Origin of the sequence: Psychromonas sp. 14N.309.X.WAT.B.A12, from assembly GCF_030397575.1 — a bacterium.
Taxonomy (GTDB): Bacteria; Pseudomonadota; Gammaproteobacteria; order Enterobacterales; family Psychromonadaceae; genus Psychromonas.
Map to the genome: position 1 here is coordinate 20,852 of NZ_JAPNXS010000010.1, position 13,950 is coordinate 34,801.

At 37.5% G+C, this 13,950-nt stretch carries 12 protein-coding genes and 2 tRNA genes; 3 read left to right on the forward strand and 11 right to left on the reverse strand.

Annotated features, from left to right (window positions below; all coding sequences use genetic code 11):
• Nucleotides 1-24 precede the first annotated feature (24 nt).
• Entirely contained in the window at nt 25-813 is a 789-nt protein-coding gene (gene ccsA / locus OW492_RS13090) for a cytochrome c biogenesis protein CcsA (RefSeq protein ID WP_290040573.1), read from the forward strand.
• Nucleotides 814-900: 87 nt separating this feature from the next.
• Here ccsA and OW492_RS13095 read toward each other — a convergent pair whose 3' ends face one another.
• The gene (locus tag OW492_RS13095) at nt 901-1,617 is read right to left on the reverse strand and encodes an endonuclease (RefSeq protein ID WP_290040575.1); all 717 of its coding nucleotides are present in this window, start codon (nt 1,615-1,617) and stop codon (nt 901-903) included.
• 350 nt (nt 1,618-1,967) lie between these two features.
• Here OW492_RS13095 and OW492_RS13100 point away from each other — a divergent pair, with 350 nt between their 5' ends.
• A complete protein-coding gene (locus OW492_RS13100) occupies nt 1,968-3,245 on the forward strand; it encodes a CNNM domain-containing protein (RefSeq protein ID WP_290040577.1) in 1,278 nt (425 codons plus the stop codon).
• 360 nt (nt 3,246-3,605) lie between these two features.
• Entirely contained in the window at nt 3,606-5,135 is a 1,530-nt protein-coding gene (gene focA / locus OW492_RS13105) for a formate transporter FocA (RefSeq protein ID WP_290040579.1), read from the forward strand.
• A gap of 33 nt (nt 5,136-5,168) precedes the next feature.
• Here the strand turns inward: focA and OW492_RS13110 are convergent, their stop codons facing one another.
• The 10 genes from OW492_RS13110 to OW492_RS13155 form a co-directional block, all read right to left on the reverse strand.
• Nucleotides 5,169-6,092 carry a LysR substrate-binding domain-containing protein gene (locus tag OW492_RS13110; protein WP_290040581.1) on the reverse strand — a complete coding sequence of 308 codons (924 nt, stop codon included), beginning with the start codon at nt 6,090-6,092 and terminating at the stop codon, nt 5,169-5,171.
• A 149-nt stretch (nt 6,093-6,241) separates the two neighbouring features.
• On the reverse strand, nt 6,242-6,751 hold the full coding sequence (gene luxS, locus OW492_RS13115; RefSeq protein ID WP_290040583.1) for an S-ribosylhomocysteine lyase: 510 nt from the start codon (nt 6,749-6,751) through the stop codon (nt 6,242-6,244).
• A gap of 56 nt (nt 6,752-6,807) precedes the next feature.
• Nucleotides 6,808-7,422 carry a hypothetical protein gene (locus OW492_RS13120; RefSeq protein ID WP_290040585.1) on the reverse strand — a complete coding sequence of 205 codons (615 nt, stop codon included), beginning with the start codon at nt 7,420-7,422 and terminating at the stop codon, nt 6,808-6,810.
• Nucleotides 7,423-7,585: 163 nt separating this feature from the next.
• Nucleotides 7,586-9,166, reverse strand: a complete 1,581-nt coding sequence (gene gshA / locus OW492_RS13125) for a glutamate--cysteine ligase (RefSeq protein ID WP_290040587.1) — start codon at nt 9,164-9,166, stop codon at nt 7,586-7,588.
• Between the two features lie 247 nt (nt 9,167-9,413).
• Nucleotides 9,414-9,821: a DedA family protein gene (locus OW492_RS13130; RefSeq protein ID WP_290040589.1), complete on the reverse strand. Its 408-nt coding sequence runs from the start codon at nt 9,819-9,821 to the stop codon at nt 9,414-9,416.
• An 88-nt stretch (nt 9,822-9,909) separates the two neighbouring features.
• On the reverse strand, nt 9,910-11,040 hold the full coding sequence (locus OW492_RS13135; protein WP_290040595.1) for a sodium ion-translocating decarboxylase subunit beta: 1,131 nt from the start codon (nt 11,038-11,040) through the stop codon (nt 9,910-9,912).
• A 10-nt stretch (nt 11,041-11,050) separates the two neighbouring features.
• Complete coding sequence (gene oadA, locus OW492_RS13140; protein ID WP_290040596.1) at nt 11,051-12,847, reverse strand: sodium-extruding oxaloacetate decarboxylase subunit alpha; 1,797 nt, start codon at nt 12,845-12,847, stop codon at nt 11,051-11,053.
• A 32-nt stretch (nt 12,848-12,879) separates the two neighbouring features.
• A complete protein-coding gene (locus OW492_RS13145) occupies nt 12,880-13,134 on the reverse strand; it encodes an OadG family transporter subunit (protein WP_113818313.1) in 255 nt (84 codons plus the stop codon).
• A gap of 579 nt (nt 13,135-13,713) precedes the next feature.
• A tRNA-Arg gene (locus tag OW492_RS13150) sits at nt 13,714-13,790 on the reverse strand.
• A gap of 81 nt (nt 13,791-13,871) precedes the next feature.
• Nucleotides 13,872-13,948, reverse strand: a tRNA-Arg gene (locus OW492_RS13155).
• Between the last annotated feature and the right edge of the window lie 2 nt (nt 13,949-13,950).

Consider the following 13,950-nt stretch of genomic DNA (forward strand, 5'->3'; position numbering starts at 1 on the left):
TTTTATGACAATAGGTAACAACATATGGATCTACTGGCCATTATCAGCATTGTATTTTATGTACTAAGTGGCGTTCATGCTAGTCGTCAGCTTTTTTCACGTAATCAGACTCTTACTTTTCCATTGATAAGCCTATCAAGTATTGCTTTATTAACGCATGCATTTTGGTTATATCAACATATATTTCTGATTAACGGTCAAAACCTCCCTATCTTAAATGTTTTGTCATTAGCGACTTTTGTGATTGCGCTACTCTCTTTTGCGATGAGTAAAAAAATTAACACAGGCGTACTATTACCAATTGTTTACGGGTTTAATGCAATCAACTTTATTGCACTTATGTTTTTACCGAGCCATTACATTACCCATTTAGAAAATCATCCACAGCTTGGTTTACATATTATTTTAGCCATTCTCGCCTATGCATTGATGACCATTGCTAGTCTATTTGCGATGCAACTTGCTTATGTAGACCACCGTTTAAAGAAGCATAAAATGCTGCTGGGTAAAGTTAATCTACCGCCACTAATGACCTTAGAAAAAAGCCTATTTCAACTGATCTTTATTGGTTTTATTTTATTAACTGGAACCTTAGTAACTGGCTTTATTTTCTTAGAGGATATGTTTGAATCTGAGAATGCACATAAAGCAATATTAACCATGATCGCTTGGGTGGTGTATGCCGTGTTATTGTGGGGCCATTACAAGAATGGTTGGCGTGGGCGTTTAGTTATTTACATTACCATAGCAGGCTCATCACTATTAACGCTGGCTTACTTCGGTAGCCGAGTAGTACGAGAAATAATTCTATAATATTTTTATAGATAAAATGGTATTTATAAAGAAAGCAGCATCACTATAATATGCTGCTTTCTTTATTATCTAACGTCCTTTATTTTCCTAATTAAAACCAGCCGCTTGGCAGCTTTGTTCAAGAATCTCATTATTACTTCCCTGAATTTTACTAATACGCTTAGCTCGCTCACATTCCCAAGCACTCACAGGATAAGTTTTATTCCAAGCATTCATTAATTGGCGCTGCTGCTTACTCATTTTATAATGGTCATAAAAACTATCCATGTATAAGTAAGTACGCGCAATAACACCACGACTTGCTACTGGGGGCTCCGCTTTACTGTTTTCAATTTTCATGGCACAGCTACCAAAACTGTTTTTAATATCGCCTAACATCACAAAATTATAATTACGGCGACTAGCGTTAACGGAGCCAATAGCTGGGTATAAGTTATACATATCTGCTTGCATATAACGATACTCTTCATTGGCTTTTTCAGCACAACGTCGTCCTTTATAAGCCTCCCCCTTACTGGTCACACAAATTGGGTTACCAGTACGCCATTCGCTAAAGTTACGACCAAAGTTCTCTGCAGGTACGACATGTTCCCACTCGACGCGTTTTGCTCTTTTTTGATACTTGTCACTTTCAAAACCATTAGGTGGAATAATGTTTTTCTTACTATCAAACTCAGCTTCACAATATAAGGTGTGACGATCTTGAGAAGTTAAATAAATCTCTTTTTCCAGTTTCTTCTTTGCGCTGGAAAAAGACTGTATTTGTGTATTTGCTGCGTGAAGTGATAAAGAGAGTGGCAACATGGATAAAATAAGAAGTGATTTGATAATTATATTCCCTTATAAAAAAGGGCCTATTATCTACTGTAATATGCATGAAAAACAAGCAATTAAGAGGAATAAAAAAGAATTAATTAAATTATAATGAACAGCATTCAGCATAGTCAAAGTAGATAAAAATAACGGTCGTTTTTAAATATAAAAATCAACCAAATCATCTTCTTTGATGAAACTTATTCAAGGCTTTTATGGTTTCTATCAAAAATTAATTATTAATATTCATTTTTCGAAAATCTACTTTGTTATATCGGAGTTTCTTCGCTAATATCGAGGTTATTAATGTAATTTTTTTAAAGCAACCATAGAGACAACTTTTGAACGATATACCTACAAGTGCACTATTTATTAGCTTAGTCATTTTAATCATCATTTCGGCTTATTTTTCAAGCTCTGAAACCAGTATGATGTCTTTGAATCGCTACCGCTTACGCCACTTAGCTGAAGATAAAAATAAAACTGCTCTACGTGTTGAAAAGTTATTAAATAAACCAGATAAACTCATCGGGTTAATTTTGATTGGTAATAACTTAGTGAACATTTTAGCATCAGCGATTGCCACCATTATCGGACAACGTTTATTTGGCGATGCCGGTATTGCTATCGCAACGGGTGTATTAACCTTTGTGATACTAATTTTTGCAGAAGTCACACCAAAAACACTAGCTGTTTTATACCCTGAAAAAATAGCTTTCCCAAGTTCAGTATTGCTTGCACCATTACAAAAACTGCTCAGTCCGTTTGTTTGGTGTATTAATGGTATATCTAATGGTCTTTTAAGAATATTTGGTATTAATGTTAATGAACAAAGTGATAACGCCCTTTCAAGTGATGAATTAAGGTCAGTGGTGAATGAAGCAGGTTCAATGATCCCAGAGCATCACCAACAAATGCTACTAAGTATTTTAGAATTAGAAAAAGTCACTGTTGATGAAATTATGGTGCCGCGTAATGAAATTGCCGCAATCGACATTAATCAAGATTGGGAAACCATATTAAAGCAACTAAAACATCGTACTCATACCATGACTCTGCTTTATCGAGATACGATTGATGATGCCATTGGTTTTTTACATGCACGAGACTCTTTGCTTAATTTTTTGAAAGAAGATTTCTCAAAAACAACTTTATTACGAAGTGTACGTGAGTTGTACTTCATTCCTGAAGGTACTCCACTCAATACCCAATTAATAAAATTCCAACAAAATAAAGAACGTATGGGTTTAGTAGTTGATGAATACGGTGATATTCAAGGCCTAGTAACCTTAGCTGATATTCTTGAAGAGATTGTAGGTGACTTCACTACAACGCATGAACCACATAGTTCTGAAGAGATACACAAACAGCAAGATGATAGTTACATTATTGAAGGTAGTATTGGCATACGAGACCTCAATAAAGAGATGGGCTGGTCATTACCTACCGATGGTCCGCGTACATTAAATGGATTAATTCTAGAGCACTTAGAGACCATTCCAACTTCAGCCGTGAGTACTCGAATTTGTGGTTACCCAATGGAAATAATGGAAGTGGAAAATAACATGGTTAAGTTAGTTAAAATTCTGCCTGCACTGTATACGGAAGAAAACCCATAAATAGATAAATCAAACGCCTCAAAAATCCATTACATCATAGCTAACCACTTTAGTTGCGGTTAGCTATGACAATTATCCACAATTCAAACATCAAGTCCTCTACGGTAATATTTATTACTTAAACACTAACCAATGATATTAATACGACTCCTTTAAAACATTAAACAATCCATATTAGTAATATCAAACGTTCAATTCTTAATAAGACATCTTCAAAAATCACTATCAATATTCTTGATAGTGATAATAAAAACTATCAAATATTCTTCTTTAGCTAATCGTCGTATTGTTTTTATAGCGAATCAACAACGCTATTTAAACATTTTATTCACACATACTTCGGAGGCTTAGTGATTGAATATGAATCAACCCACTAGCAGCATAAATGAAAATACGATCAAACAAATGCCATTAGCCTCGCCTTTATTAGAGGTGAGTCAATATGGATTACATAAAATTAATAAAAGCATACGGCACTCTTTTGGTCTATCAGTGTTTGCCGGGATATTCATCGCCATTGCTTTTGTTTTTTACGTTACCGTTACAACCGGATCAGACACCTCATCCTGGGGATTAACCAGACTAGCAGGCGGTATTGCTTTTAGCCTTGGCCTTATATTAGTCGTTGTCTGCGGCGCAGAACTCTTTACTAGTACCTTATTAAGTAGTGTTGCTTGGGCACAAGGTAAACTCAATAGTAAACAGCTATTAGCTTGTTGGGGGCGTGTTTATATCGGTAACTTTGTAGGGGCAATGTTAATTCTGCTATTAGTCGTCGGTGGCAAAATGTACCTACTTGATAGTGGCCAATGGGGATTAAGTGTACTCAAGCTTGCACAACATAAAATTCATCATACTTGGTTAGAGGCCTTCTCATTAGGAGTGTTATGTAACCTATTAGTTTGCCTAGGGATTTGGATGACATTCAGCAGCAAAGATATGTTAACTAAATCACTACTACTGATCCTGCCCGTTGCAATGTTTGTTAGCAGTGGTTTTGAACATAGCATTGCAAATTTATTCATGGTGCCTTTAGGTATTGTTTTACAAAACACCGTCTCCCCTGAATACCTTCTATCACTGGGGTATAACGTCAATAGTTTCGCCGACCTAACCGTGAGTCACTTTGTTACCAGCAACCTCATTCCAGTAACACTTGGCAATATCGTAGGAGGAGGTGTCATGGTTGGCTTAGGTTATTGGTTTATTTATGACTCAGCACCACAAACTTTAATCAAAACAGACACTTCGATCGAACAGCATCAAGTAAACACATATACAGCTACTTCAGCAGCTATCCACCTTCCAGCACAAGGAGTTTCAATCATGAACAATTCATCACTTACACAATTAACCGTAGCTCAAATTATGGATACACAAGCACTAAAGTTAACGGCGAAACAAAGCGCGGCATCAGCTTTACTACAATTATCAACACACAAGGTACGTGGCGCGGTGGTCGTTAATACAGAAAATAATTTAATAGGGTTTGTCTCAGAACAGGATTTATTACGCTCATGGTGGGCTAACGATTTCGAACTAGACAGTGAATTAACGGTAAACGATGTCATGCAAACTGAAGTGCTTAGTGTCACCCCCGAACAAAGCGTGTCTGAACTCATTGAGTTTATGACTGTGGATAAAACGGTTCTTTACCCTGTCAGTGACTCAGGAGTGTTACTGTCTAGTCAATATTTAGATTATAAACAACGCCTCAACAAAGCAGCGGCTAAACGCCCCTCTATTTATCCGGTGATAGACAATGGGCAAGTCGTTGCCACAATCAGTCGTCAACATATTACCGATTATTTGTTACGTGATTTTTCACCTGAAACGAATCAAGTCAACAGCACTCAATCTAATAATGAAAACGATAATCAAGCGGCTTAGTTGAAAGGTCGCTTGATAGCTAAAACTATAAAGTTAATCATAAAAATGGTTAACTTTATTTTTTTTAGCATCTCGAACCAAGCGTTTTGCTTCGGTCATCACACACTCTTTTAAAGGGTTTTCACCTAACTCATTTAACCAAACAAAGGATAAGCTACGATGCATATTCAAATCAGGGGTGTCTAGAATAACTAATTCTCCATTTGCCACCTCTTGATGAACATCTAGTAAAGGCAAGCAACCTAAGTAAACACCATTTTTTACTAGCTCTTTAATCACAGCAACACTTTCATACTCTTTCCACACATCCAGTTGTTCAATTAGTCCATAAACTGCACTTTCAAAAATTCTTCTGGTTCCTGAACCATGCTCTCGCAGTATCCATCGAGCTTGCTCTAAACGAGCCAAGTTCACTTTTTGATCATTAGCATAAGGATGGTAAGGATTTGTGAAGACCACAAGATGATCATCAACAATTGCTTCTTGCATGACTCTGCTATCATCATTTCTCGCTTCAATAATACCTAATTCAAATTCATGATTTAATAGCCCTCGAATCACTTCTTCACTATTCTTAATGCTCAATTCAATACGTAACTCAGGGAAATCACTATCAATATTACTGATTAAACGCGGTAAAAGATGTTTAGCAGGAGTTTGACTTGCACATAATGATAGAGAGCCGCTAATCAGATTCTGATCTTTTAACCCCTGTTCAATTTGTTGTGCGTTTTGAATGAGTTTTCTGGCTTGTGGTCTCAACCAACGTCCCCAGTGGCTTAAGGTTAAGCGATTGCCATGACGAATAAATAAAGGTCTATCTAATAAGTTTTCAAGTTGTGCTAAAGACATGCTAACAGCAGATTGTGTCATGCATAACTCATCGGCAGCTCTACTAACCCCTTCGTTACTAGCAATAGCGTTAAAAACTTGCAGTTGTTTCAATGTATATTTCATAATCTTTCATTGATGATTGATTTGCTATCAATGTAAACTATCAATTATTTTGATACTTGATATGAAACAAGTTATACCAATTGTTTTTTACTAAAAATAAAAAAGGCTGCAAAGCAGCCTTTTAGATGATGAATGGTTAATCAGTTGAATTACAATGCTTGTAATTGTGCTTCTGATAAAGAGATATCGTCATTTTTGTTTACACCAACACCCGCATCAATGATTGCTTGTGCAATATCTTTTGCTTCTTCAAGTGAGTGCATTGCATAGGTACCACATTGGTATTCATTCAACTCAGGTATCTCATTTTGATCGGCAACGTTTAATACGTCTTGCATCGCTGCCAACCAAGCTTTACCTACTTGATCTTCACTTGGTGCGCCGATCAGGCTCATGTAAAAACCTGTGCGACAACCCATTGGTGAAATATCAATGATCTCTACTGTATCGCTATTTAAGTGATCACGCATAAACCCAGCATAAAGGTGCTCAAGTGTATGAATCCCCTTCTCTGATAAAATATCCTTATTAGGAGCGGTAAAGCGTAGGTCAAAGACAGTAATAGTATCTTTGCTTGGCGTTTGCATTGTTTTAGCAATACGCACAGCAGGTGCTTTCATGATCGTATGATCAACGGTAAAGCTATCTAATAATGGCATGGTCTTTCCTTTTTACTAAGTGACGTGTTTTATTTAATAAGTTTAATTTAAGCCTGTTATGTGAAGAATAAACGCCATAACCAGCTTGAATCTAAATTTTCTTGGCAACCTCTTAACTGTGTTGCATAACGCTTGGAACGAGCATCAACTTTTTTCGATACATTAATCAACCAAGCTTTTTGGTTATAGGTTTTATTCTTATAACCGGTCCAGCCTTCATGATAATTCAAATATTGGTTATATGCATCCCACTTCGATATACCGTTTATTTTATGGGTTTTATTAGTAAACCATCCCATAAAATCGATAGCATCACCAAAGTCGTCTCGATCCGACCAACTGTTACCAGATTCTTTTTGGTAATCCCCCCACGCAGCGTCACGTGCTTGAGCATAACCATAGGCATCACTCACTCGTCCAATCGGAATAAACCAAAAGTACTCCATTGGTGGAGCGGCATCATGTTTAAAGCTACTTTCTTGATACATCATAGCCATAGGCACATGAATAGGCGTACCCCAACGTTCATTCATCTCTTTAGAGGCGGAGTACCAGTCACGATATTCAAAAAAGATATCACAAATATTTTCTGGGTTTTCAGGAGGAGCTGTAGAGCAAGCCATTAACGATATAGGGACAAGTAAAATACTTAATTTTTTAACTAAATACATTTGATTTTATTCCCCACTTTACAGTTTTTTCGCTCATCAAAAGAGTAGAGTTATTGCGCCAGTTCACTAACTTTACAAACTAAGTAACAACGAGGTTAATCGCCATAACACTATGTTTAAAAAAGAAGTAAATAAGTGGCTTTATCTACTTCTTTAATCTTGGCTACTGTTTATTGGCATTAGCAAAATAGTTTGCTAAGAAATCAGGGAAAGACAATGTATCTGCATCTTCAATCTGCTTTTGTTTAACAATAGACTGTTGTTTTTGCTCTGCAAACTCTTGGTCAGACCAAATAGTATAAGATTGCTCAGTCAATTCAGCTTTATACTGTTTACTCAACTGTAACGCTAATGAACCATTATCCCCTTGCGTCTGTTTAATACGCTCTAAAATACGTGCTGAACTGGTATTTTCAGGGTGACTGAAACGAGGGCTAATATGTCGCATTGCATTTTGGTAGCAGTCATCACTGTTGTTTTTATCTAATAAAACCGCCATTTCCATCAGCTGAGAATTTAACCATTCTCCCCAACCTGCAATATCTAAAGTTTGCTGTGCAATCTCCAACGTTAACTGTGGATCACGACCACGTGTAACGACTTCATTAAAGTTGCTTGCGCAGGCTTTATATTCTTGCTGAGATAATTCAGGAGAATCAATGCTTGCACACCAAGTTAGGAATAAGTCTAAGAAATGTACTTGCTCTTTAGTAATGCCTAACTTACAAAATGGATTAACATCCAACGAACGGATCTCAATATACTCAATACCACGTGCTTTTAGTGCTTGAGATGGCGTTTCATTTGCAGTTTGTACGCGCTTTGCACGAATCGATGCGTATAATTCATTTTCAATTTGTAACACATTGTCATTAAGCTGTAAGTACTCACCTTCTTTTACAATTCCCATTTCAGTGAAGCTAGGATCTTTCATTGACAAAGCCTTACGCACACTGCTTAAGTAATCATCTAAACTATTATAACAAATGTTTAAGCCTGACTGAGAACTGTTGGTATAGCCTAAATCACTTAATCGTAATGAGGTACCGTAAGGTAAATAGATAGTCCCCTTACCCGTTGTTTCGAAAGATAACTTAGTCTCTTTACCTTGTAGAAAAGATTTACAAATTGCAGGCGAAGCACCAAATAAATAAGGGATGACCCAACCATAACGTAAGTAGTTACGAATCAAGCCCATATAACCTGCTGATTGTGCAGCTTGGCCTGTTAAAGGAGAGTTGTGGAGTTTAGCCCAAACATCCCAAAAATCAGCAGGGAGTGAAAAGTTATAATGCACGCCTGAGATAATCTGCATCATACTACCGTAACGATTTTTCAAACCTTGACGATAAGTTGTTTTCATTCGACCAATATTAGAAGTACCGAACTGTGCTAATTCAACGTGATCTTCAGTTTGTACATAACAAGGCATACTCATTGGCCATAAGTATTGCTCACTTGGTAAATTAACAGCCACGTGGTGATGAATATCATTTAAATAATCAAAGAGTTGATCTACACCTTTTGCAACGGGTGTAATGAACTCTAATAAACTTTCTGCAAAGTCAGTAGTGATCGAGTCATGCGTTAATGCACAACCATAAGCACTTGGGTGCTTCTCCTGAGATAACTTTCCGTCTGCATTAACACGTAATGTTTCGCGCTCTATACCGCGACCAAATTCAGTGAGACTTGTAGAGTATTTGCTGAGGATAGTGATACGCTGTTGAAAATTGTTAGCCAAAAGTAAGCCCCTGAGTAATTTTTAGAGCGCTAACTTTACCACTGAACTTCATTGAACTAAATAAGGATTTTCTTAAACTAACCAGTAAAATTCAGAACATGAACATTTGTTCCAATAAAGCCGCTATTTATGGCCTTCTTTATATTATTTTATCTACCGAAAAAAGTATTTCTAATGCTAAAGAGTATAATTAACATTATCTAACCTCGGTTCTGATTAACGGAAGCGAGACCTTAACTATTCAATATTAAAAAATAAACAACCACATCAAAAATAGATAGCGAACACTTTTACTCAATACAATATTTAAGAAAGCGGTTGCACGTGGTAACTTTAACCACCCTGCGAATAAACAAATAACGTCACCAATAACCGGTAACCAGCTTAACAGTAAAGCAGCATTTCCCCACTTTTTACAAAAAGCGAAGGTTTGAGGATACTTTAACGCGGCTTTATCTTGCCCAAACGAAAAATAATAGCCCAAAAAGTAAGTGGTTACTGCGCCTAGGCTATTACCAAGTGTAACGGCGAAGAAATATCCCCACTTTACACTCAATGTTTGTTTCAGATAATAAACAAACAAAACTTCTGAGCCACCGGGAAATAACGTCGAAGAGATAAAACCACTACTAAATAGCAGCCAGTAATCATTCATTAACCTTGATAACTCCAATTGATTAAGCAACAAAAAAGGCCACTATGATGAAGTGGCCTTAGAGATTAAACTATATTAAGAGAATGTGTTAACCAACAATCGCTAACAACACACCTGCTGCAACAGCACTACCTAGTACACCTGCAACATTGGGTCCCATGGCATGCATTAATAGGAAATTATGAGGATTAGCTTCTAACCCTACTTTATTCGCTACACGAGCAGCCATTGGAACCGCAGAAACACCGGCCGCACCAATTAGAGGATTGATTGGACTTTTCGAGAAACGCCCCATCCCTTTTGCCATTAAGACTCCTGATGCAGTACCGATTGAAAAGGCAATTGCGCCCAAGCCTAAAATACCCAATGTTTCTAAATTTAAGAACTTATCTGCAGACAGTTTAGAGCCAACGCCTAAGCCTAAGAAAATAGTCACAATGTTAATCAGCTCGTTTTGTGCCGTAGAACTTAAACGATCAACCACACCAGATTCACGCATCAAATTACCTAAACAAAACATGCCTACTAGAGGCGTAGCCGCAGGTAAAAATAGAATGGTCATAAACAATACGGCCAGCGGAAAAATAATTTTTTCCTTCTTACTCACTGGACGTAACTGTTCCATTTTAATCTCACGCTCTGCAGGTGTTGTTAGCGCACGCATAATTGGCGGTTGGATAATAGGAACCAATGCCATGTATGAATAAGCTGCTACCGCGATTGCGCCCAATAGATCAGGTGCAAGTTTAGAAGCTAAGAAAATAGCCGTTGGTCCATCAGCCCCACCAATAATGGCAATCGCCGATGCATCCGCTAAGCTAAACTCGAATCCAGGCACCAAGTTTAATAAAATAGCGCCAAATAATGTCGCAAAAATACCAAACTGCGCCGCAGCCCCTAAGAACAAAGTCTTAGGATTCGCAATTAGCGCTCCAAAATCAGTTAAAGCCCCTACACCCATGAAGATGATTAATGGGAAAATCCCTGTTTCAATCCCAATATGGTAAATGTAATAAAGCATGCCACCTTCATCATTAAAACCAGCATTAGGGATATTCGCTAAAATAGCGCCAAACCCAATAGGTAATAATAATAAAGGTTCAAATTTACGAGCAATGGCTAGGTACAATAACAAAGCCCCTACAGCCATCATCACTAACTCAGGCCACTGGAAGTTCGCTATCCCAGTATCTGCCCATAGTGTCATTAATCCATTCACGTTATCTTCCTTAACCTATTAAGAACAATGATTCGCCTACAGTAACCGCATCACCTTCACGGATATTCACTGCTTGTACTGTGCCTGATTTAGGCGCACGTATCTCGGTTTCCATTTTCATCGCTTCCATGATTAATAAAACGTCACCTTCATTAACCTGATCACCGACCTTCGACAATACTTTAAAAATATTACCCGCTAAAGGTGCCGGTACATCTTCGCCTTCTCCAGTTGTAGCAACAGGGGCTACTGGAGCCGCACCTGATGTTGTTGCTTGAAGTGCTGCACCATTAGCTTTAACTGGCGCAATACCATCAATACTCCCCTCAGGGCCAACTTGTACTGTGTATAATTGACCATCAACAGAAACAGAATAAGCTTCAGGCTCTTTAGCAGCCGATGCAACCACCATATCATCAGCACTTGGTACAGGTTCAAAGGCATCTGGATTATTACGGTTTTCTAGGAATTTTAAGCCAATCTCAGGAAATAGCGCAAAGATCAATGCATCATCTACTTCATTTTCAGCAATTTTAATGCCTTTCTCTGCCGCTAACTTTTTGAATTCCGCTTCAATAGAGGCCATTTCTGGTGCGATATTATCAGCAGGGCGACAAGTGATTGCACTTGCCCCATCTAATACTTTCGCTTGCAGTTCAGTATTAACAGGGGCAGGTGTTGAACCATACTCACCTTTTAATACACCAGCCGTTTCTTTAGTGATGTTTTTGTAGCGTTCACCCATTAATACGTTAATGACTGACTGCGTACCTACAATTTGCGAAGTAGGTGTTACTAATGGAATAAAACCAAGATCTTCACGAACACGTGGAATCTCTTTTAATACTTCATCCATTTTATCACCAGCACCTTGCTGTTTAAGCTGGCTTTCCATGTTGGTTAACATGCCACCCGGTACTTGCGCCAATAAAATACGAGGATCAACCCCTTTTAATTCACCTTCAAATTTAACGTATTTTTTACGTACTTCACGGAAGTAAGATGAGATATCTTCTAATTGATGCAGATCTAAGCCTGTATCACGTGCAGTTCCTTCCACAATTGAAACTAATGTTTCTGTTGGTGAATGGCCGTAAGTCATACTCATTGATGAGATAGCCGTATCGATAATATCAACACCAGAATCGATCGCTTTTTGTTGTGTTGCAACACTTAGACCAGTGGTTGCGTGACAATGTAATGCTAATGGAATGTCAGTACAGGCTTTAATTTTTGTTACTAGCTCTTCTGCAACATAAGGCTTTAATAAACCAGCCATATCTTTAATACAGATAGAGTGGGAGCCCATATCCTCAAGGCGTTTTGCCATGTCCACCCAACCATCGATAGTATGCACAGGGCTAGTAGTATATGACAGAGTACCTTGTGCATGTGCACCAACTTCAATTGCAGATTTAATCGCAGTATCAAAGTTACGAAGATCGTTCATCGCATCAAAAATACGGAAAACATCTACACCATTAGTATGTGCGCGCTCAACAAATTTTTGCACAACATCGTCAGCATAGTGACGGTAACCTAATAAGTTTTGTGCTCTTAATAACATTTGTTGTGGTGTATTAGGCATCGCAGCTTTGAGTGCGCGAATACGATCCCAAGGATCTTCACCTAAATAACGAATACATGAATCAAAAGTAGCGCCACCCCACGTCTCTAAAGACCAGTAACCTACTTTATCTAGTTTCTCTGCAATGGGTAGCATATCGTCAATGCGCATGCGTGTTGCAAATAATGATTGGTGTGCATCACGTAACACAACTTCTGTGATTGCTAGAGGCTTAGACATATTCACTTGCTCCTTTATTAATTTCTTGTCCATTATGCTGATTGTGCTTTACGGTATTGTTGCACTGCTGAAGTAATAGCAGCAATGACTTGTGGGTTAACCTGAGTGTCACTCGCTGTAGGAACAGCTGGTGCTTTTCTTTGCGGAGTTGCAACAGGTTTATCTGCAGGGATGTATTTCGCCATTAACGTAATACAAATAAATAATAACCCTAAAAACAAATAAACAAATGCCATACCAAGACCCAGTAACATTAAAGCAGTAACTAAAGAGCCTGAAATATCCATAGACGTATCCTTATCCTTTTATAAATATCCAACTTAACTGCTAACAACTACAAAAGTGAATATTTATTCAATAAATGTATTTTTCATGTTGCAATAAAGTGGACTTTGAATACCTGCCAGAAAGTGTTCCGATTTAGTAATAATGAATCAACAATAAGTTATTTAATTGAATTAACTTATTAATATATATCACTATTAATAAAATATTATCTGGCAGCAGTTTATTGTACTGGTTTGACCTATAAAATGAAAGTGAGCGAAGTTGACCAACTAGGCAGAGTTGAGATTTAAAACCCACTATTTAATGTTATTTCTATCCATTTTGTGCTTTCAATTTCCTATACAAAACATGACTTAATTTGCAATTAAACTAAATAAACATGCAGCATCACTAAATAAAAAATAGACAGAAAAATAAACGGCATAAAAGAACTTAAATAATTTATTAAAAACATCAAAAAGTATAAATAATATAAATAAAGACAGGCAGTTTAATCATAAAGAACAAATGAATTATAATTCAAGGTTATTGAATAAATATAATGATAGGTATTAGGGATAACAACATAATCAAAGAAATGGTGCGGGTGAAGGGATTCGAACCCCTGACCGCCTGGTTCGTAGCCAGGTACTCTATCCAGCTGAGCTACACCCGCATTGGTGTTTAATATTATTGGGAATAATATTAATAAAGCTCTAAAAACAAAAAAACTTACCTAAGGTAAGCCTTTAAAGAATGGTGCGGGTGAAGGGATTCGAACCCCTGACCGCCTGGTTCGTAGCCAGGTACTCTATCCAGCTGAGCTACACCCGCCG